Origin of the sequence: Citricoccus sp. I39-566, from assembly GCF_031432995.1 — a bacterium.
Taxonomy (GTDB): Bacteria; Actinomycetota; Actinomycetes; order Actinomycetales; family Micrococcaceae; genus Citricoccus; species Citricoccus nitrophenolicus_A.
In genome coordinates this window covers 1,032,843-1,051,126 of record NZ_CP133842.1, presented here as the reverse complement: position 1 = coordinate 1,051,126, position 18,284 = coordinate 1,032,843, and the positions used below count along the sequence as shown (strand labels likewise).

The following is an 18,284-nucleotide window of genomic DNA, read 5'->3' as shown; positions in this document are numbered from 1 at the left end:
GCCGGAGCACCACACATCAACACTGAGGGACAGCACCCATGCGCCAGATGTCCGACCCTGACTACGCCTCCGACTGCCAAGAACGCCTCCACGACGAGAACATCGCCCCGATCACCCAGCTCTGCGACTCCCTGGGGACCGCTGACAAGGGCTCCGTGCCCTACGTGGACCCCTTCTACGACGTGGACGGGGCACGCATCCTCGTGCTCACGCCCGCACCCGGCCCCGGCACCGCCTCCGGCTTCCTCTCCCACGAGAACGACGACGACGCCTCCGAACGCCTGCTCCGCGTCTTCTCCTCGGCCGGCCTGGACCCGAAGCACACCATCCCCTGGACGGTCCACCCGTGGACCCAGGAGGACTACGCCCTGAACCTCACCAAGGACCGGATCACCAGCGGCATCAAGCCCTTCAACCGCTTCCTCAAGCGCACCCCCCGCGTGGTGACGATCATGGCCCACGGCGGGGAGGCCCAGAAGCTGGTCAAGGCCTTCTCCGCCACCATCGGCGGCACGGTGCTGACGGACAAGGCCATCAAGGTCTTCGCCGTGCCCGCCCTGCACGCCCAGAGCGCCAACAAGAAGTTCACGCCGGAGGAGCTCGAGGACCAGATGGTCGAGACCTACGGCCAGGCCATGCGCCTGTGCGGGATCCGGCCGCTCGTCAACGAGTCCTGACCCCCTGACGGGCGCAACCCCGTCGAGGCGCAAAGTGACGCTGCCCCCACCGTTGTGACGCAGGTCCGTCACTCCGTGCTTCGCCATCCTCCGGCGACTGCCCGAGGTATCCACAGCCTGTGGATGACCGCGCCGGACGGGCACGTCCCGCTGGGATGCTGGGGTACATGGATGCCTTGAAGGAGCGGTTCACCCCCCCGCCCCTGCTGACCCCCGGGAACGACGGCGGCCGGTCCCGGAAATCCCTGGGCCGTGCCTTCGCGGCAGGAGACCTGGTCCGGGTGCGCCACGGCTCCTACGTGGACACCGGGGTCTGGCTCGGGGCCACCTCGGAGCAACGATTCATGACCACCGTCAAGGCCGTCGCGGGTCGCCTGCACCAGCCGGTCTTCACCGGAGCCACCGCCCTGCTGCTGCAGGGGATGCCCCTCGCCGGGACGCCGGCCGCGGTGGAGGTCGTCACCTCCACCGCGTCTCGGGCCGGCCTGCAGACCACCATGCCCGGGTACCACGAGGCACACCTGCGTCATGCGGACGGCCTGCCCTTCATCCACCGGACCCGCAATGTCTTCCGGGAACCGCCGTTCGGCCTGGATGAGCCGCTGTGGCCCGGCGTCCACACCTCCTTGCGCAGCGTGCACCTCGGTGAGCACCTGGTGGACACCCTGAGGGACCTCGGCTTCTGCGATGCGCTGATGATCACCGACGCCCTGCTGTCCGGACGCAACCGGGAGGGAATCAGGTGCAGCCGGACGGGCCTGGAGCAGTTGACCCGCGGCTCGGCCGCAGGCCCCACCGGTGCGGCCGGACGCGCCGTCCTGGACCGTGTGCTCCGGCACTCCACCCACCTCAGCGAGTCACCCGGGGAATCCCTGAGCCGCGCCCGGATGATCGAGCTGGGCTTCGAGCTGCCACGGCTCCAGGTCCACCTGACCGGCGCCGACGGAGTGGACTACCGGGTCGACTTCTGGTGGGAGGAGCTGGACCTGATCGGTGAATCCGACGGCTGGGGCAAGTACGCAGCCGACGGCACCGACCCCGCTGAGTCACTGCGTCGGGAGAAGCGGCGTGAGGACGCCCTGCGCGAGCGCGGCCACCGGTTCGTCCGGTGGGACTGGTTCGACGCGTCCGATCCCCAGCGGTTCGCGGAACTGCTGGTCCGCAACCGGGTGCCGCGCCGCCGTCGGGCCTCGATCCGCTGGTCTGCCTGACCGGCCCGGGCGCCAGACGCCGGGTGGACCGCCAAACTGGCCGCCGGGCGGCCTGGGCACCAAGTGACTCCGCCCCGTCACGTCGACGGGGGCGAAGTCACTGTGCGCCTGGAGGGTCAGTGATCGGTGCGGTACCGGGCCAGCTTGTCCTCGTTGATCTCGGCGCCGACGCCGGGGAGATCACGCACGGAGATCCGGCCGTCCACGATGGCGATCGGGTCGGCGAGCAGGTCATCGGACATGTCCAGGAAGTTGGACAGCTCCCCGGCCCGGCGGGAGGTGGCCTCGTGCGCCGCGCCGAAGGTCACGGTGGCCAGCGAGCCGACCTGGGTGTCGATCTGGTTGCCCATGGTCACGTCCACCCCGAGACCGGTGCACAGCCCCAGGATCTCGGTGGCCTCGGTGAAGCCGGAGCGGGCGGTCTTGATGCAGATCGCGTTGCACCCGCCCGAGAGTAGCTCGCGGGAGGCGTCGCCGGCCGTGGGCACGGACTCGTCCCCCACCACGGGGATGGGCGACTTCTCCACCAGCCGGCGCCGGCTCATCGCCTCCTTGGCGTCGCAGGGCTCCTCCAGCAGGGTCAGCCCGAGGCCCTCGGTCTGCTGCAGCACCTGCATGGCCTCGTTGGCGGTCCAGCCGCGGTTGGCGTCCAGGTAGAGCTCGACGTCCTCGCCGAGCCCCTCTCGCAGCACGCGGCAGGCCTCGATGTCCAGGGACAGCGGGCGGCGGCCGACCTTGAGCTTGAAGGTGGTGATGCCGTACTCCTCACCGAACCGCAGCGCCTCCTCCAGCAGCTCCTGGGCCGGCTTGAACCCGAGCATGTGGGAGACCCGCATCGAGTCGGTCCAGCCGCCCAGCAGCTGGTGCACCGGCCGGCCCAGCGCCTTGCCGGCCAGGTCCCACAGGGCGATGTCCAGGGTGCCCTTGGCGACCTGGTTGTTGATGGTCCGGCGCATCACGGCGTGGACCTTCTCGCGGTCGAACGGGTCCAGGCCGATGACCTGCGGGGCGAAGATCTCCTCCACCACGTTCTTGATGGACACCTGCGTCTCCCCGTAGGTGTAGGGCCGCGGCGGGGCATCGGCCACTCCGGTGACCCCCTCATCCGTGTGGACCTTCACCAGCACGTGGTCGGCGGTCTCCACGGAGCCGGAGGCGAACTTCAGTGGGTGGTGGTACGGGATGGCGTACGGGATGGCTTCGATGCCGGTGATCTTCATGGGCGCTCCTGGGGGGCTGGGTTCGTTCTGGTCGGGGCGGTCGGGATGGGCACAGAGTGACCGGGAGGCGTCACTTCGGCGGGGGTGGCGTCACTTTGCGCCTCGGGGGTAGGGGTGGGGGTGGCGGGGCCGTGCCTGACCTCGTCCACGACGCGGTGGACGAGGGCGCGGAAGGGCGGGATGAGGGCGGAGCGGCTGTCCCGCTTCCACGCGACGGCCAGGCCCACCGTGGGGGCACCGAGGAGCTCCCGGTAGGTGACCGGGGATGCGGCGGCCCGCCGGGCGCCGTCGGGCACCAGGGCCAGGCCCATGCCGGCCCCGACGAAGGCCAGCAGGGTGGAGGTCTCCGTGGCCTCCTGCACCACGCGCGGGCGGAATCCCGCGGCGCGGCAGGCCTCCGAGGTGATGGTCGCGACGGCGGATCCCTGCGGGTAGCCCACGAACTCCTCCCCCGCGAGTTCGGCGAGGGACACGGGATCACCGCCGGCGGCCAGTCGGTGGTGCGCGGGCAGGGCCACGACCAGGCTGTCCCCCTCGAGGGTGTCCAGCAGCAGCTCCGATGACTGCACCGGCGGGCGCAGCACGGCGGCGTCCAGCCGGTTCTCCAGCAGGCCCTGCTCGATCTGCGGCGTGAGCATCTCCCCCATCACGTGCAGCCGGACCCCGGGCAGCTCGCGCCGCGTCAGCTGCACCAGCGCCGGCATGACCCGGTAGGTGGCCGAGCCCACGAAGCCGACGCGCAGCACCCCGGCCGCGCCGTCGCCGACCTCCTTGACGTCGTGCGCCAAGGCGTCGACGTCGGCCAGGATCTGGCGGGCCCGCTCCAGCATGAGCTGCCCGGCGTCGGTGAGGTCCACGCGGCGGGTGGTGCGCTCGAAGAGCCGGGTGCCGAGGGTCGTCTCCAGCTGCTTGATCTGTTGGGACAGGGGCGGCTGGGCCATGTGGAGCCGCTCGGCGGCCCGCCCGAAGTGCCGCTCCTCGGCCACCGCCACGAAGTACCGCATCTGGCGCAGGTCCACGGTCGCCGTCCCCCTCTCTGAAGTCATCCCCGGCGCGTCACCGACCACCGTCACGGGGGAGGCACACGGCGCCGCCCGGTCGCTCCGGTCCAGCGTAGGGATGACCTGCCTCACCAGGGAAAGACCGGTTCCGACCACATTAGTATCCTGGGCATCTCAATCAGGGCTGAATGTGTACTTCTGTCCCAGGATTGGTCAACGTACGGTGTGGTGACTCACACCTTCAGAACCACCCAAGGATCCATGAGATGACACAGTCCACGACCGAGGCCTCCGCGCCGCAGCCGGGCCCCGACGCCGGGCAGCACCCCCAGCAGCAGGGCGACGCCCTGGACTCCGGCGGCAAGCGCAACTGGTGGCTGCTGGCCCTGGGGCCGGCAGCCGGCCTGGTGCTGGCACTCGTGCTGCCGACGTCGTTGTCCTTCGAGGGCCGCGCCGTGGCCGGCTGCGCCCTCTGGATGGCGATCTGGTGGATGACCGAGGCCGCCCCCATCCCCGTGACCTCCCTGCTGCCGCTGGTGCTGTTCCCGCTGTTCGGGATGGGCACCATGGAGGAGGTGGCCGCCCCCTACGCCAACTCCGTGGTGTTCCTCGTCATGGGCGGCGTCATCCTCGGCCTGGCCACCGAGAAGTCGAACCTGCACCTGCGCGTGGCCCTGCTGACCATCCGGACGATCGGCACCAAGCCGGCGCAGATCGTCCTCGGGCTGATGGCCGCCTCGGCCTTCATCTCCGCCTGGGTCTCCAACACCGCCACCGCCGTCATCATGGTGCCGATCGCCGTGTCCATCCTGCAGCTGGTCCGCTCCGTGGACCCGGCGGCGGCCGGCAGGAAGTTCGCCGCCTCGATGCTGCTGGGCGTGGCCTACGGCGTGACCATCGGCTCCACGGCCACCCTGATCGGCCAGCCGCCGATGGCCCTGATGAAGGCCTACCTGCTCGAGTCCCACGGCTACGACCTGCAGTTCGGCCAGTGGATGCTCGTGGGCGTGCCCTGGGCCATCGTGATGATCGGCATCGCCTGGCTGGTGCTGACCAAGCTCGTGTTCCGCGCCGAGGTCTCCGAGATCCCGGGCGGCAGGCAGATGATCAAGGACGAGCTGGCCAAGCTGGGCCGCCTCACCACCCCGGAGCGCCGGGTGGGCCTGATCTTCCTGGTCGCGATCTTCTTCTGGGTCTTCGTCCCCTTCATCGCGGACATCCCCGCGGTCGCCGGCGCCCTGCCGTTCCTCGGCTCCATCTCGGACACCCAGGTGGCCATGGCCGCCGCCATCGCCTGCTTCCTGGTCCCGGCCCAGAAGCGCTCCGCGGACTCCAACGGCGCTCCACTGCTGCGCTGGTCCGCCGCCAAGGAGATCCCCTGGGGCCTGCTGCTGCTGTTCGGCGGTGGCCTGTCCCTGTCCGCCATGTTCACCGCCACCGGCTTCTCCGAGTGGCTGGGCAACCAGGTCGGCGCCCTGCAGGGGGTGCCCGCCTGGGTGGTCATCCTCATCGTGATCGTGGTGGGCCTGGCCCTGACCGAGCTGACCTCCAACACCGCGACGGCGGCCGCCTTCTTCCCGATCTTCGGCGCCGTGGCCGTGGGGCTGGGCATGGATCCGCTGTTCATGACGATCGCCGTGACCCTGGCCGTCTGCTCCGCCTACATGCTGCCCGTGGCCACCCCGTCCAACGCCGTGGCCTTCGGCTCGGGCGAGGTCTCCATCAAGCAGATGGTGCGCGCCGGCGTGTGGCTCAACCTGATCTCGCTCGGGTTGATTATGCTCGTGATGTACACGCTGGTGCCGCTGGTGTTCCCCGGCGGTCTGGGAGCCTGAGCCCCTGCGCCCGGCGGCGGGTCAGCCCCGCGCCGCCGCCGGGGCCTCGGTCTGCAGCCGCTGGCAGTCCAGCGGCCCCGGCTCCGTGGACACCTCGTCCTCCGGGACCAGTCCGGAGTACTTGGTGCCCATGATGATGTGTACCGTGTCATCCTCCCGATCATCCGGCAGGTAGACCGATCCCTCGATACTGCGCTGGACGGCCAGGGAGGTCTCCCGGCCGGCGGCGCCGGAGATGACGACGGCCACCATGTTGGACGTGGTGAACCCCTGGTTCCCCACCCCGCCGATGATGAAGTCCCGCTCCTCGAGGGCGTTGGCCACGTCCCCCGCGAGCCCACCGATGGTGGTGCCGTTGTAGACGGTGACGGTGGACTCCTTCGAGAACGCCACGTCCCCGGCGGGGCAGAGGATCGGCTCCGCCGGCGGGGCCGCCTCCCAGCCGGGGATGGTCCACTCCCCGCGCAGCACCTGCAGCGCCGTGACGGCCGTGGCCACCACCACCAGGGCCACCAGCACCAGGGCGATGGCGTGCCTGCGGTGGCGCCGGCGCCGGTCCCGGGCCAGGACCCGAGGGTCCACCGCGCCGAAGTAGCGGCCGAGGTCGTTCTCCGTGAAGATGCGCCGGCCGTCCGCCTCGCGGCGCGGGTTGGCATCCTGCGGGCTGGGCACTGAGGACCCCCTTCGGCGCGAGCGGACAGTGGTGCTCACCACACTAGGCGAACACCGCGGCGCCGGCACCCACCGCGCATAGGCTGGGACCATGCGCACCCTTCCCCCCGTGGGACTGCTCCTGGACGTGGACGGCCCCATTGCCTCCCCCGAGACCCGGCGGGTCCCCGAGGGCATCCTGACGGCCCTCGTCCAGCTGGCCGGCCGCGGCATCCCGGTGGTGTTCAACACCGGCCGGTCCGCCGACTTCATCCTGCAGCAGCTCGCCGCACCGCTGCTCGCCGCCGGGCTCCCCGCCGACGCCCGCTTCCACGCGGTCTGCGAGAAGGGCGCGGTGCAGTTCTCCTTCGCCTCCTTCGCCTCCCGGTCCCCCTCCCCCGCCGGGGACCACGCGCACGACGGCGGCCTGCCCCCGGCCACGCGCGGCACCTCGGTGCCGGGCTGGGTGGAGGTCGACGCCGGCATGCGGCTTCCGGCGGACCTCGAGTCCCGCCTGACCCGGTTGCTGGAGGACTACACGGACACCATGTTCTACGACGACACGAAGCTGGCCATGTTCTCCGCGGAGATGAACGTCGGCGAGGCCCCGGAGCGCTACCGCGAGGCCCAGTCCCGCTTCGAGGCGGACGTCTCGAAGCTGCTCACCGCCTCCGGCGCCGGGGCGGAGGACGGCGTGGGGTTCCAGCTGGACTCGACCATCATCTCCTCGGATGTGGAGCACGCCTCGAGCGGCAAGGACCTCGGCGCGGCCCGGGGCTGGGACCGGGTGGCCGCAGACGGGGAGTTGCCGGTGCAGTGGTTCACGTGCGGGGACTCCCGCACCGATTACGCCATGGCCGAGTGGCTGCACGCCCACGGGAACCGGGTGACCCACGTGGACGTCCGCCACGAGGACGGCGTCCCCGAGACCCCGTATCCCGTTCTGACCGGGGAGGACCTGGCCGCCCGCGGCTTCGGCACGCCCCAGGCCCGGCACGAGGCCGCCGGTCAGGCGCTGCTGGAGTGGGTATTAAACACCAACGGCTCCCCGGAGGCCACGAGATGACGGATTCCCGTCACCCGGGGTAGCGCAACGCAACCTGCGCGCGGTGGCGGGGGCCGGCGTCGTTGACTGGTTCCATGACTTCTGCGATCTCTGACTCCGCGGCCAGCCCGGCAGGGCTGGACATCCCGGTGCTGGACCTGGCCACCATGCGCGCGGCGGACGGCTCCTTCGCCCCGCACTTCCTGGACCGGCTGCGGCACGCGGCCCACCACGTGGGTTTCTTCCAGATCGTCAACTACGGCGCCGCCGACGGCCAGGTGGACGAGCTGTTCCGGGTGAGCGCCGAGTTCTTCGCCCGGCCGGAGGAGGAGAAGCTGGCGCTGCACAACCAGAACTCCCCGCACTACCGCGGCTACTCCTCGGTGGGCGCCGAGCGCACCCAGGGCCGCCCGGACTCCCGCGAGCAGATCGACTTCTCCCCCGAGCGCGCCCCGGCCCCGGCCGGTCAGATCTCCGCCGGCAAGGAGTACTGGCACCTGCAGGGACCGAACCAGTGGCCGGCGGACATGCCGGAGCTGGAAGCCACCGCCATGGCGTGGACCGCGCTGATGGACCGGGTGGGTGAGGACCTGCTCAAGGCCCTGTGCGTGTCCATCGGGCTGAAGGAGGACCACTTCTCCGAGGCCTTCACGGGTGATCGCGCGTGGATGGCCAAGCTCGCCCACTACGTGGGCGGCGTGAAGGAGGCCGGCACCCAGGGCGTGGGCCTGCACGCCGACTACGGCTTCATCACCCTGCTGCTGCAGGACATGGTCGGTGGACTCGAGGTGCGCCCCTACGGCCAGGACGAGTGGCTGCCCGTGGAGCCGATCCACGGGGCGCTCGTGGTGAACCTCGGCGAGATGCTCGAGGTGGCCACGGACGGTTACCTGATGGCCACCATCCACCGCGCCAAGGCCCCGGACGAGGGCGTGGACCGCTACTCCGTGCCGTTCTTCTACTCCCCGCGCCTGGACGCCGTGATCGAGCCGGTCCAGCTGCCGGCCGAGCTGGCCGCCGACGCCCGCGGCGTCTCCGACGACCCGGACAATCCCATGCTCGCGTCCTTCGGATCCAACATGCTCAAGGGCTTCGTCCGCGCGCACCCGCAGGTCACCGCGAAGTTCCACCCGGAGCTGGCGGGGAAGTAACCACAGCCCGCCCAGCGGCCCGCACGCAACAGGCCCCCTGCTCCCCGTAATGTTGACGGGAAGCAGGGGGCCTGACGCTTGCAGAACCTGCGGTGGAGCCTAGGGGAATGCAACCACCCCCGCTACTTCCCTTTATTTACGCGGTTTTTGTCCCGCATGGAGTCACACTCAACTAGAAACTCAACTGAGCGGACCCGTTTCGGCCGATATAGATAACACTACCCGCCGCCGCTTATCGGCTGCCGATAGAGACACACACATAAGCATCTAGGCATACACACAGCAGAACTTTCGAAGACCAGCGCCGCGCCCTTGCCCGCCGCTCTTGAAAGTCCTGCCCCGTGCTCTCCCTCGATGAACTCCCCGAAGACCTCCGCTTAGATTTCCGCCTCTCCTGGCTGGATAACCCTGACTTTGTTGAGGCTGCCACCGCGCAAGGCCTTGACCCCGCCGACGCCGCCGGACTGCCCGCCCTCTCCCGCGCGTTGTTGTGTGTTCGCCCTGTCTTTTTGAATCGCTTGAACCCCTCGACGGGGGAAGTCGATGAATTACGCCTCCCCTGCGGTTCTGCCACCGCCCATAAATGCCCATCGTGTGCTGAGTTCGTCCAGCGCCTCCGCCAGCGCCAGATTATTAGAGGGTTTGAACAAGTTCCCGCCGCTGATACGCGCGTTCTATTGCTGACCAACACCGCCCCGTCTTTTGGCCGCGTTCATCTCGCCACCATTACCGCCAAGGACGCATACAAGGCCCGGAACCTGCACCCGGCTAAGCGGGACGCCGCCTTACTTGCTACTGCCAAAGCGAAGAAAAAACAGTGTCCATGCCGGAAAACTCACCGATGGGACGACTCGATAGCCGGGACGCCTGTGACCCCCGCCACATACAACTACGAGAAAGAAGTTATCTGGTCGGAGAACCTGCCTGCCCTACTGAAAAGCATGACGCGCCGACTCCGCTACCTCGCTCGCTCTGCTGGTGTCCCTGATGCCGCCCTAGGTCTCTTTACCGTCTTTGAACGACAACGGCGCGGCTCCCTCCATACACACACACTGATTGTTGTCCGTGGTCATAATGCCGCGTTTGAGCATTTCAAGACGAACTTGCAAACTGGCTGGGCCGACCACCTGCCAACGGCTCTAATCCCCGATGACCGCCTGACCTGGTATCACTCTGATGTAATCGCCAATCGCTGGAAGCAATTCGGCGCTCGCCTGTTCGTGGATAAGTCGGGAGAACACCGCCCCTACAAGGCCTCTCGCGCTATCCCGCTCGCTCGCTGGAAGGGTGGAAAACTCGTGCCCGCTACTACCTTTGGGGAAAACTATGACCTGGAAGAAGTAAAGCCGGGCCGAAGCCTTGACGGGGAAGACGAACAAAACGGATTCCAACAGGCCGCCGGATACCTCTCGAAGTATCTGACGAAGAACCAGCAGGCAACTAGCCACAGTGGAATAAAAGAAACCACCGGGCCGAAGCGCCTCCACCTGCGCCGCATGAGAGTAGCCGCCGGGATACTGACCCTGGACCGGGTTGCCCTTGAAGCAATTACCAGCGCCGCAAAACGCCACCTAACTGAAGTAGAGAACACCCCCGCCCCGGAGCCTGACGAACTGTCCGCCGCCCGTAAGGACCTCGCTGCCGCCCTCGAAGCAATGAAGAACCCGCGCCGACAACCCATCATCGACCGCGTGTTCCTGACCAGTGCAGATATCGACGCGCGGACCAATCTGGGAACCTACTACAACAAGGACGATGCCCGCGCCGCCGCCGCTCGCTATATGTCTGCCCCGGACTCAACTCATAAGTCTTTCCTTAGTCGCATGTTTCTTGACAAGGTAAGCGGGGACAACGATATGACCGACGACGAGGAATGGGAAACACTCTTCCCGATGATTTCCCACGCTCGCCGGGAAAACTCCCATATGCTCGACTTTTTGCCTACCTCGGAGGGCGCAGTAAGTAAAGCCGCTCTTCTCCCTGCTGAGGCTCGCGCCAGCCGGGGGCTGACTATCCGTTTCAACCGGGCGCTAGACAACTCTGGATTTACCGGTTCGATGACGGCGGTAAGTCGCTGGGGGTGTTCCCTCGCTGACTTGCGGCGGGAAATGTCTGAGTATATGGAGAATGAAAACGGCCCGGCTGACGCTGATACTCAGTATGAGTATGAACTCAATCCCGACCGCATGGCCGATGTTGCCCGCGTTCGTGATTGGGCCGCACAAGACCCCGCACGCGGTGATGAGCATCTAGCGCTCTTACTGCTCGTCAAAGACAGAATCCCCGGCCTGTGGGGTGCTCCGCCGCCTGGTGTGCAAGGGCTGCTTGATGGGCCGGGAGATTGGGAAGCGGGTCGCCCCTGGTTGCCGTCTGAACTGGAAGACCGGGAAGTAGTGTTACCGGCTGAGCAGAAGCGGCGCGCGGATTTGGCTGGGGTTTCTCGCTCCGAATGGCTCGCGCAGGCCTTGAAAGGCTAGAACACCGTAGAACCGTGCAAGATAGGGGCCCTGCCCCTCTTTTGTCATGTCCGAAATAGACCGGATTAGGACTGAAACCACCCACGGCCGCACGGAGTAGGGCCGATGGAGGACCGGAGGGCAAGGGCGTAGCGGCGCGGAGCGACGCAGGCGGAGCCGTAGCCCCCGACGGGCTGGAAGCGGGCCGCCCGTAGGGCGGCTAGCCGGGGGTAAGGGAGCGAAGCGACCGGCCCCGGCCTTGGTCGGTAGTGAAAATTAGGCCACCTCTCCCGAGGCCCGCGCCACCTGCTGCTAACTGGGCGTAGCCCCTGCAATTACTCGCCTCTGTTGGTTCCGTCCTACGGCCGTCGATATACCGATGAACCTTTGGGCCAAGTTTCAGATGGAGCGATAGCGACAGATGAGCGCCCCGGCCGCTGCCGGACCGCCGGTAGGCCCGCCGGAGGCATCACACTGCTAGCACTGGCTATCCGATGATGTGCTCTACCTTCTCGATGAGTTCGTCTAAATACTCCACTGTCCGTTGATGCCCGAATCCGCGTGTAAGTAAGTCTGCCGCCTCTGCTTTTTCTGTCCGTAGGGCGTTGGCAATAACCAGCAAATCGTCTGTGGTGAGTTCGTTCATGCTCGAAGACTATGCCGACGCCCGGACATGATAACCGTGTTTTTACTTCCTGATGTTTGCCCCGTTAGGAACTGCTTACGCCGGGGGAACGGCCCCCACAGATGGAAAGTAGGAAGTAATGAATATTCATACATATACATATACATTGCATACATATGTAGAAATCTCGCCTTTGCGTCAGGTTAGCGGTGAAGGATACGAAAGTATCGACCTTTATTTGATTGCCAGCCCATCAGAGGTTGTAAATGTTCTCACAAATCTGTGTGTTCCCGCTGTGCTCGCGCTTCGATTCTCGCCGTCTGATGGGCGTGGCTGGCACCGCGATGCCGATTACTGCCTGGTAATAAATACGGACGATGATGCTGCCGCGTCGCGTGTTTCTCGTGTCCTTCTTGATAAGTTCGCTACCTGATTGACACGCACTGAGAGAGCCCCCGGAACTCCCCCGGGGGCTTTTTCATGCCGTTTTTTACTTCCCAAGTTCTGTCCCGTTAGGAATACAGCACACGGAGGGAACAGCCCTCCATTTAGGGAGTAGGAACCCGAAATGAACACCATGAACCTGTCAGCCTCGCTCGTCGCAATTGCTATCTGGGCCTTGCCTGTCCTCGTTGTCTGTGGCTTTGGATTTGAAGCCTTGAACACCTTTGCGGACGCCTCTGCCGTGGGCCTTTCGTCCTCGTTCGCAGAAGCCGCCGACCCTACCCGGTAGGGCTTATACGCCTTGACTGCTACAAGGTCTAGGTCCCGTTACACAATCGTTACGTTTGATTCTCGAAATACTGCAATGATTATTAGAAGAAGACCGATAGATATAAGCAAGAGAGAAAATCTCTCCCAAGAAATATCCACCAATAAGTTAGGAAGTAGTAAAATGCGTTTCCCCCTTGATTCCTCCGCCCGCTTGTTCATTGGCTCTAAGCCTGAGGTTCGTGAAGTTTTCGGATACAACGATGGCAAGCGTGAAGAAAACCAGTCTGTTGATATTGAGACTGGTCTCCCTCTGTGGAACTTCGATGCCGAGTTGATTATCGGTGAAGAGGTTGAATCCCTCCGCGTGAAGGTTGCCGCCGCTACCGCTCCTGTGTTGAAGGCCCGCACTGAATACCGCGTAGATGGTTCGTTGCTCGCAACTCCGTATGTCGCACAGGGGACCGGCCGCGTGGCTGTCTCTGTGATTGCTCGCGGTTCCATCGTGCCCGCCAACGCTGCACCGGCTCGCCCCGCTGCTGCCTGACCCCTGTGGGCGGGGTGCCCGGTTATTTCTCGCTTACCTGGTGCCCCGCTCGCTCCCTCATATACCTAAAAAATCTCTCCTGGAAGTAGGACCCCATGAAAAACAATAAGAAAATGACCCGCACCACCAAGGCGCTTATCGCTGCCGGTGCTGTTGTCTCCCTCGTTACCCCGCTCGCAATCATCGGAACGATGACCGCCGCACTGTCCGAGGGGGTGAAGCCCACCCCGACGCCTTCGGCCTCGATGCCCACCATTGATATTTCTGAACTTTCTGCCACTTCTGGCGGTATCGGTGACTTGCCTGCCCCGCTCGATGCCCGTTATGCCTCTGCTGACCTCGCGGCCGCTGTTTCTGCTGCTCTGCCTGATTCCGCCCCTGTCTCGCTCGATGCACTGGAAGGAACCACCAACGCCGGTCTATTCGCCAGTGATGAGTGTGGGATTGACCTTGCTGCCGCAAAGTCTGGTGCCGCTGCCTGGAAAGAACAGGGGAAAGACTCTGTCTTCCTTGCCGCTGTTGATTTTGGGACGACCTCCGCCGCCTCCGATGCCGTTGCCTCGTTCGTAGATGCCGAGGATTGCGAAACATACACCGCTCTGATGCTGGACGGCTCCGAGGCTAAGACTGACCGCACCGTCAAGACCAACGATTCCGTTGTCATGGATTCCGACCACGGTATTACTACGGTCACTGTTGCCGCCGGTGCTGGAAACAACACGGGGACGCGTTTGGGCCGCTCTGGTTCTCTGGTGCTTTGGGTTACTGAACAGCGCCCCGGCTGGACTGCTTCGCCCATGACGCCTTCTGACCAGTTGCCCGGGAAGGTCCTGAAAACCCTGGGTCACTGGGACACCCCTGGAAACGCTACCGAGGGCCCCGGACACAACCCGGCTCCCTCTGCTTCGGAAGACCGGGAACCCAAGGCAACCGCCTCGACAACTGCCGTAAGAACCTCCGCCACCTCCCCCGAGGCCCCGGCCCCCTCCTCCTCGTCAAAAGCCGCAGTAGAGGCCCCCGCGCTGGAAGGTGAGACGGTCGCAGATGCCGCCCTCGCGCCTGTCCTGTCCGAGGCCGTAGAGAGTGAGCCGACACCGGTTGAAGAGGTCAAGGCCTCCTGGTCCCGCACGACGCCCAATCTGTTCGGCTCCTGGTTTGAGGCACAGGGACAAGCCCCCGTTTTTACCGGTGACCCGCATGCCGCCGTAGAGATTGGTGGCCGCCCGCTGCTGACCCACTCTCTGGTCTGTCCAAATAATGAGGACGGCTGCTATATCCCCGCCGGTCCTAAGCAGGCCTGGACTTTCGTGACCTTTGAAGAGGCTTCCGCCCTGCTGAGTGAGAGGGCTGAACGATGAGCGCCGTCGCCGTAGAGAAGAGGGCCGACAACTCCGTTACTGGCTTCCTGGTTCTGTTGCCGTTCCGCGTGATTGGTTGGACGCTTCGCGCATGCTGGCGGTTCCCCCTCCACGCCTTCGCCGCTCTCGCCGTGCTGTTTGTGCTGGTGGCTCTGAACAACCGGGAACTATGGTGGGTGGCTGCGCTTCTGGTGGCTGGCTCTGCCGCCGCTTTCTGGAAGTTCTGGCGTCGTTGGAAAGTAGCGCGCTGGCGTTTCAAGGTGTCCCGCGTCATTGCTTCCGCTATGACAGATAATCTGTGGAAAGACCTCGACGCGCGCCGTTTCTTCTCGATTGAGTGGCGCTCTGATGATGTTGCCGCTGTCCAGTTCTCGACGCCGCCGGGCTTCGACGATGAACAGGTAATCAAGACCTTTGCCAAGTTCCGCGCCGCGCTGGGCTTGAAAGAGACAATCCACCAGCCGGACGATGATGCCGGAGACGGCCGCGTGTTGGTTCTGTTCTGCTGGGCTTCGCCGCTCGATGAGGTTCTAGACGGCTATGACGCCCCTGTGCTGCACATGACCGAGGACGAACGGAACAACCCTTATCACTGGCTGACTGTCGGTGTCTCTGCTGATGGTTCCCCGTTCCGTCTGCCCTTGTTCATGACTGACCTGGGCGCCGTTCGACAGATGACCGCCGGGGCCTCTGGCTCTGGTAAATCGTCCATCATCAATCAGCAGATGGCGCAAGCCGTTCTGTGTCCCTCTATTGAGTTGATGGTCCTCGATGGGAAGGGCTCCGAGTTCGGTGCATTCCGTCCCTATGTTCAGAAGTTCGGGACAACGCCCAAGGATTTCTGGGCGCAACTCAAATATTTGGAGCAGGAACGCGTGCGCCGCGCGGAGATTCTTGAACGAAACAAGATGACCGGTGAAGACCGCCTCTCTACCGCCTGGAATCCCGTCGATGATGGTCCTTTCCTGCTCTGGGTATGGGACGAACTGGGCGCAATCATGGGCGGTTTCGACGGCTCGCAACGCATGGAGGCTATGGGCCGTTTATACGGGGTCCTGTCTGTTGCTCGCTCGCTGGGAATCGGCGTTATCTTCTCGTCGCAGACTTTCAAAAGTGACATTCTCTCGACCCAAGTCCGAGATAACTGCTTCGATATCGCCGTCGGTTTCAAGATGAACAGCACACAAGAGGCCCTGTATATCGGGTTCGAAAGTGAAGATGTTGTCCGCCCTGACCTTATCCGGGGGAAGTTGCTGGAATCTGGTCGGTCCTCGACCGTCGGAACTTTCGCTATGACCGGTATGGGTAAGCCCTCGTTCGGTAAGTCCTACCATTTGCCCGGCCCCGCTATTGCCTCTGTCCTGTCCTCTGCTCCGACTATCGCGGAGATAGAGAAACAAGCCGCCGCCGACCTTGCGGAAGCGGAATGGGCTAACGCTGAATCCGAGGCCCTACGCCTCGCCAAGGCTGACGCCGCCAACCCTGATAATCAACTCTGAAAGGTAAGACAATGACTGTTTCATATTTCCCAACCACCACCCATAACTACAACTTCACGGAGTTCAGTGATAATGACTGGGCCCGGTTCGCCGTAGAGATGGACGCCTATGACGCCTTAGACGCCGCCCGCTCGCCCTATACACCCGATGATGTTCTAGGACAATGCGCAGAGTATCCCGCTACTGATGTTCGGACGGCTATGGCTTCCCGCTCTGATGTGTCCAAGTGGTCTAAGCGCCTGGTCCGTGATGGTGAGCGTGATGTCCGTATGGCCCTGGCTATGAACCCGAGAACTGACCGCTTTCCGCTCTCTGAACTGCTGAAAGATTCCGACTCTACCGTCGTCGCAATGGCTAGGGAGAATGGAAACTGCCCCGGCGTGTGAGTTCGTCGGCCAATGTGCCGATATAAAAGACCGAGGCCCCCGCCGTTCCTACTTCCCGGCGGGGGCCTCCTTTTATGCCTTGCTCTGACTACCCCGGTTCTGAGATAGTCTCGCGCGCGTTTGTCGTAGTTCCTCGTCCTGGTCGGGGTTGTCTAGTAGAAACTGTTTCCGTTCATGGTGAGCCCTGAACAGTTTGTCCATCTGGCTCTTCTCGTCGGCCCCGAGGTTCTCCCGAGAAGTCCGCGCCCGTTCCTCATCGGTGAAGTGTTGATAGACCTCTTGGAGATTCTCGCCGATTTCGTCTGAGGTCTTCTTTACTTCCTGGTAAGTGATGGGCTGCCGCATAACATTTTCTAGCGCTTCTAGCGGCTCCCGCTGAGACTCATACCCCCGGTGGGTATAATATTCACTCATCGCGGCGCTGTTGTGACCGAGGATTTCCTGGACAATCCCGATGGGGACTTCGGGTTTCATTCTCGCCAATAGCGTCGCCGTCGTATGCCGTGAAATATGCCCCCGTTGATACGGAAGACCGACAGCGGTAAGCAGTTTTCGCCACTGGGCCGTGTCGGGGTTGTGCTTTCGTGGCTCCCCGCTGTCCGTGGTGAAAACTAGATTATCTAGGCCGTCTAGGGGCTTCCAGTCTTTCCGGCTCTTCTTGGTCTGCTGCTCCGCGCTGTGCTTCTGGAAGAGTTTTTTCATGTTTGGGGTCATGGGAATAGCCCTGTCCCCGGCTTCTGATTTCGCGCCGTCTTTGATTTCCCAGCCGGGTGTCCCGATGGTCTGGGGACATGCTGAGGCACTCGCTTTGCCGCATGGGAACTTCTTACCCGTTCTATGCCCGCAGCCGTGGAAGGTCTCCTTCCGTCCGAGTTGCTGGTCTATGGTGATGCGCCCGGCAAACCGGTCAATCTTGTCCCATGTGAGCCCGAGCGCTTCACTCTGCCGCAGTCCCATGAACGCCAGCAGCCAGCGCAGTTCTTCCTGCGTCGGATAGTCCGCCAGATGTGCCAGTATCCGCCGGGGGGTGTCCTGGTCGATAGTGACGGGAGACCGCCGCACCTTGGGGGCCTTGACCGTCGTCATGGGGTTCGTAGAGATGAGCCCCTCACTGACGGCCCATGTAAGAGCCCGCTTTGTGTTCTTGTGGATATTTCTCATGACACCTGCCCCGAGGCGCTTATCTGGTGCCCTGGGGTTATAAACCTTGTTGGGGAGCGTCTTGGAGAAATGGTCGCGCATCGCTTCTTTGTTCAGTGACGCCGCCGCCTCGTCCCCGAGATGGGGGATTACATGTAGTTCGAGGTTGTTCCGATACTGCTTTTTAGCGTTGTCCGCTAGGTCCGGGTCCGCGTCGATTTCGTCTAGCCACCGTCTGAACATGGTCCGCGCTGTGAGTTCTGGTGTCTTCCGCGCCTTGACGGTCTCCCCGCCCCCGGCTGTGTTCGCCTGGTGCCGCCGTTCGATGTTCTTTGCCCGCCGCTGATAGGCCTGGGACGGTGTGACCCCCTCGCCGCTGACCCTTACGGCCTTGCCGCCGATTTCGACGGTGGAGACTGCCCGCCACCGAGGACCATAGGGGGATTGAATCTGTATGAGAGTGCCCGCCCCGTTGGGCTGCATTTTCGGCTTTCGTTTGCCGGTGGAGTTCGCCATAACCACACTCAACTACAAACTCAACTGCGATGAAGTAATAAACCGCTAGATTACGCGGTTTTGGGGGGTTTTGTGGAGCCTAGGGGAATCGAACCCCTGACCTTTTCATTGCGAACGAAACGCTCTACCAACTGAGCTAAGGCCCCTCGACCCACCGGTCACCGCCGGAAGGCGCCTCGCCAGCATACTCCCGCCACCGCCCTCCCTCCGAATCCACCTCGATGTCGCCGTGTTAATCCCCGACTGACGGGGCAT

16 protein-coding genes and 1 tRNA gene are annotated in these 18,284 nt (G+C 64.2%); 11 read left to right on the top strand and 6 right to left on the bottom strand.

Translation table 11 applies throughout. From position 1 onward, the window contains the following. Positions 1-38 precede the first annotated feature (38 nt). Together RE421_RS04960 and RE421_RS04955 are read left to right on the top strand one after the other, a co-directional pair. Positions 39-677 carry a hypothetical protein gene (locus tag RE421_RS04960; protein ID WP_309815274.1) on the top strand — a complete coding sequence of 213 codons (639 nt, stop codon included), beginning with the start codon at positions 39-41 and terminating at the stop codon, positions 675-677. Positions 678-844: 167 nt separating this feature from the next. After that, positions 845-1,888 carry a hypothetical protein gene (locus tag RE421_RS04955; protein ID WP_309815271.1) on the top strand — a complete coding sequence of 348 codons (1,044 nt, stop codon included), beginning with the start codon at positions 845-847 and terminating at the stop codon, positions 1,886-1,888. A 116-nt stretch (positions 1,889-2,004) separates the two neighbouring features. Here RE421_RS04955 and RE421_RS04950 read toward each other — a convergent pair whose 3' ends face one another. Both RE421_RS04950 and RE421_RS04945 read right to left on the bottom strand, forming a co-directional pair. Further along, positions 2,005-3,108, bottom strand: coding sequence for an enolase C-terminal domain-like protein (locus RE421_RS04950; RefSeq protein ID WP_309815268.1), 1,104 nt, complete (start codon positions 3,106-3,108; stop codon positions 2,005-2,007). After that, positions 3,105-4,154 carry a LysR substrate-binding domain-containing protein gene (locus RE421_RS04945; protein WP_309815263.1) on the bottom strand — a complete coding sequence of 350 codons (1,050 nt, stop codon included), beginning with the start codon at positions 4,152-4,154 and terminating at the stop codon, positions 3,105-3,107. The genes RE421_RS04950 and RE421_RS04945 overlap by 4 nt, the downstream gene beginning before the upstream one ends. Before the next feature lie 221 nt (positions 4,155-4,375). Between RE421_RS04945 and RE421_RS04940 the strand changes: the two genes are divergently transcribed. Continuing rightward, positions 4,376-5,944 carry an SLC13 family permease gene (locus tag RE421_RS04940; protein WP_309815260.1) on the top strand — a complete coding sequence of 523 codons (1,569 nt, stop codon included), beginning with the start codon at positions 4,376-4,378 and terminating at the stop codon, positions 5,942-5,944. Positions 5,945-5,965: 21 nt separating this feature from the next. Here RE421_RS04940 and RE421_RS04935 read toward each other — a convergent pair whose 3' ends face one another. Then, positions 5,966-6,616, bottom strand: a complete 651-nt coding sequence (locus RE421_RS04935; RefSeq protein ID WP_309815257.1) for a LytR C-terminal domain-containing protein — start codon at positions 6,614-6,616, stop codon at positions 5,966-5,968. Between the two features lie 91 nt (positions 6,617-6,707). Here RE421_RS04935 and RE421_RS04930 point away from each other — a divergent pair, with 91 nt between their 5' ends. The 3 genes from RE421_RS04930 to RE421_RS04920 all read left to right on the top strand — a co-directional run bounded on the left by RE421_RS04930 (position 6,708) and on the right by RE421_RS04920 (position 11,268). Next, positions 6,708-7,661 carry a haloacid dehalogenase gene (locus RE421_RS04930; protein ID WP_309815253.1) on the top strand — a complete coding sequence of 318 codons (954 nt, stop codon included), beginning with the start codon at positions 6,708-6,710 and terminating at the stop codon, positions 7,659-7,661. Between the two features lie 74 nt (positions 7,662-7,735). After that, positions 7,736-8,791 (top strand): 2-oxoglutarate and iron-dependent oxygenase domain-containing protein, encoded by a 1,056-nt coding sequence (locus tag RE421_RS04925; RefSeq protein WP_309815250.1) that lies wholly within the window; start codon positions 7,736-7,738, stop codon positions 8,789-8,791. A gap of 341 nt (positions 8,792-9,132) precedes the next feature. Further along, the gene (locus tag RE421_RS04920; protein WP_309815247.1) at positions 9,133-11,268 is read left to right on the top strand and encodes a replication initiator; all 2,136 of its coding nucleotides are present in this window, start codon (positions 9,133-9,135) and stop codon (positions 11,266-11,268) included. Between the two features lie 466 nt (positions 11,269-11,734). Here the strand turns inward: RE421_RS04920 and RE421_RS04915 are convergent, their stop codons facing one another. Continuing rightward, entirely contained in the window at positions 11,735-11,893 is a 159-nt protein-coding gene (locus RE421_RS04915; protein WP_309815244.1) for a hypothetical protein, read from the bottom strand. A 547-nt stretch (positions 11,894-12,440) separates the two neighbouring features. Here RE421_RS04915 and RE421_RS04910 point away from each other — a divergent pair. From RE421_RS04910 to RE421_RS04890, 5 genes are all read left to right on the top strand, one after another. Further along, on the top strand, positions 12,441-12,605 hold the full coding sequence (locus RE421_RS04910) for a hypothetical protein (protein WP_309815241.1): 165 nt from the start codon (positions 12,441-12,443) through the stop codon (positions 12,603-12,605). Between the two features lie 162 nt (positions 12,606-12,767). After that, complete coding sequence (locus RE421_RS04905; RefSeq protein WP_309815238.1) at positions 12,768-13,130, top strand: hypothetical protein; 363 nt, start codon at positions 12,768-12,770, stop codon at positions 13,128-13,130. Positions 13,131-13,225: 95 nt separating this feature from the next. Then, positions 13,226-14,488: a hypothetical protein gene (locus RE421_RS04900; protein WP_309815234.1), complete on the top strand. Its 1,263-nt coding sequence runs from the start codon at positions 13,226-13,228 to the stop codon at positions 14,486-14,488. Continuing rightward, positions 14,485-15,987, top strand: a complete 1,503-nt coding sequence (locus tag RE421_RS04895) for a hypothetical protein (protein ID WP_309815231.1) — start codon at positions 14,485-14,487, stop codon at positions 15,985-15,987. The genes RE421_RS04900 and RE421_RS04895 overlap by 4 nt, the downstream gene beginning before the upstream one ends. An 11-nt stretch (positions 15,988-15,998) precedes the next feature. Further along, positions 15,999-16,373 (top strand): hypothetical protein, encoded by a 375-nt coding sequence (locus RE421_RS04890; protein WP_309815228.1) that lies wholly within the window; start codon positions 15,999-16,001, stop codon positions 16,371-16,373. A 72-nt stretch (positions 16,374-16,445) separates the two neighbouring features. Here RE421_RS04890 and RE421_RS04885 read toward each other — a convergent pair whose 3' ends face one another. Together RE421_RS04885 and RE421_RS04880 are read right to left on the bottom strand one after the other, a co-directional pair. Then, the gene (locus RE421_RS04885; RefSeq protein ID WP_309815225.1) at positions 16,446-18,029 is read right to left on the bottom strand and encodes a tyrosine-type recombinase/integrase; all 1,584 of its coding nucleotides are present in this window, start codon (positions 18,027-18,029) and stop codon (positions 16,446-16,448) included. A gap of 73 nt (positions 18,030-18,102) precedes the next feature. Continuing rightward, positions 18,103-18,175: transfer RNA gene (locus RE421_RS04880), tRNA-Ala, on the bottom strand. Positions 18,176-18,284: the final 109 nt, after the last annotated feature.

Bases quoted from the DNA above. Each gene is read 5' to 3' on its own strand.
- RE421_RS04960 (WP_309815274.1), top strand. From the start codon at position 39: ATGCGCCAGATGTCCGACCCTGACTACGCCTCCGACTGCCAAGAACGC.
- RE421_RS04955 (WP_309815271.1), top strand. From the start codon at position 845: ATGGATGCCTTGAAGGAGCGGTTCACCCCCCCGCCCCTGCTGACCCCC.
- RE421_RS04950 (WP_309815268.1), bottom strand. From the start codon at position 3,108: ATGAAGATCACCGGCATCGAAGCCATCCCGTACGCCATCCCGTACCAC.
- RE421_RS04945 (WP_309815263.1), bottom strand. From the start codon at position 4,154: ATGACTTCAGAGAGGGGGACGGCGACCGTGGACCTGCGCCAGATGCGG.
- RE421_RS04940 (WP_309815260.1), top strand. From the start codon at position 4,376: ATGACACAGTCCACGACCGAGGCCTCCGCGCCGCAGCCGGGCCCCGAC.
- RE421_RS04930 (WP_309815253.1), top strand. From the start codon at position 6,708: ATGCGCACCCTTCCCCCCGTGGGACTGCTCCTGGACGTGGACGGCCCC.
- RE421_RS04925 (WP_309815250.1), top strand. From the start codon at position 7,736: ATGACTTCTGCGATCTCTGACTCCGCGGCCAGCCCGGCAGGGCTGGAC.
- RE421_RS04915 (WP_309815244.1), bottom strand. From the start codon at position 11,893: ATGAACGAACTCACCACAGACGATTTGCTGGTTATTGCCAACGCCCTA.
- RE421_RS04910 (WP_309815241.1), top strand. From the start codon at position 12,441: ATGAACACCATGAACCTGTCAGCCTCGCTCGTCGCAATTGCTATCTGG.
- RE421_RS04905 (WP_309815238.1), top strand. From the start codon at position 12,768: ATGCGTTTCCCCCTTGATTCCTCCGCCCGCTTGTTCATTGGCTCTAAG.
- RE421_RS04900 (WP_309815234.1), top strand. From the start codon at position 13,226: ATGAAAAACAATAAGAAAATGACCCGCACCACCAAGGCGCTTATCGCT.
- RE421_RS04895 (WP_309815231.1), top strand. From the start codon at position 14,485: ATGAGCGCCGTCGCCGTAGAGAAGAGGGCCGACAACTCCGTTACTGGC.
- RE421_RS04890 (WP_309815228.1), top strand. From the start codon at position 15,999: ATGACTGTTTCATATTTCCCAACCACCACCCATAACTACAACTTCACG.
- RE421_RS04885 (WP_309815225.1), bottom strand. From the start codon at position 18,029: ATGGCGAACTCCACCGGCAAACGAAAGCCGAAAATGCAGCCCAACGGG.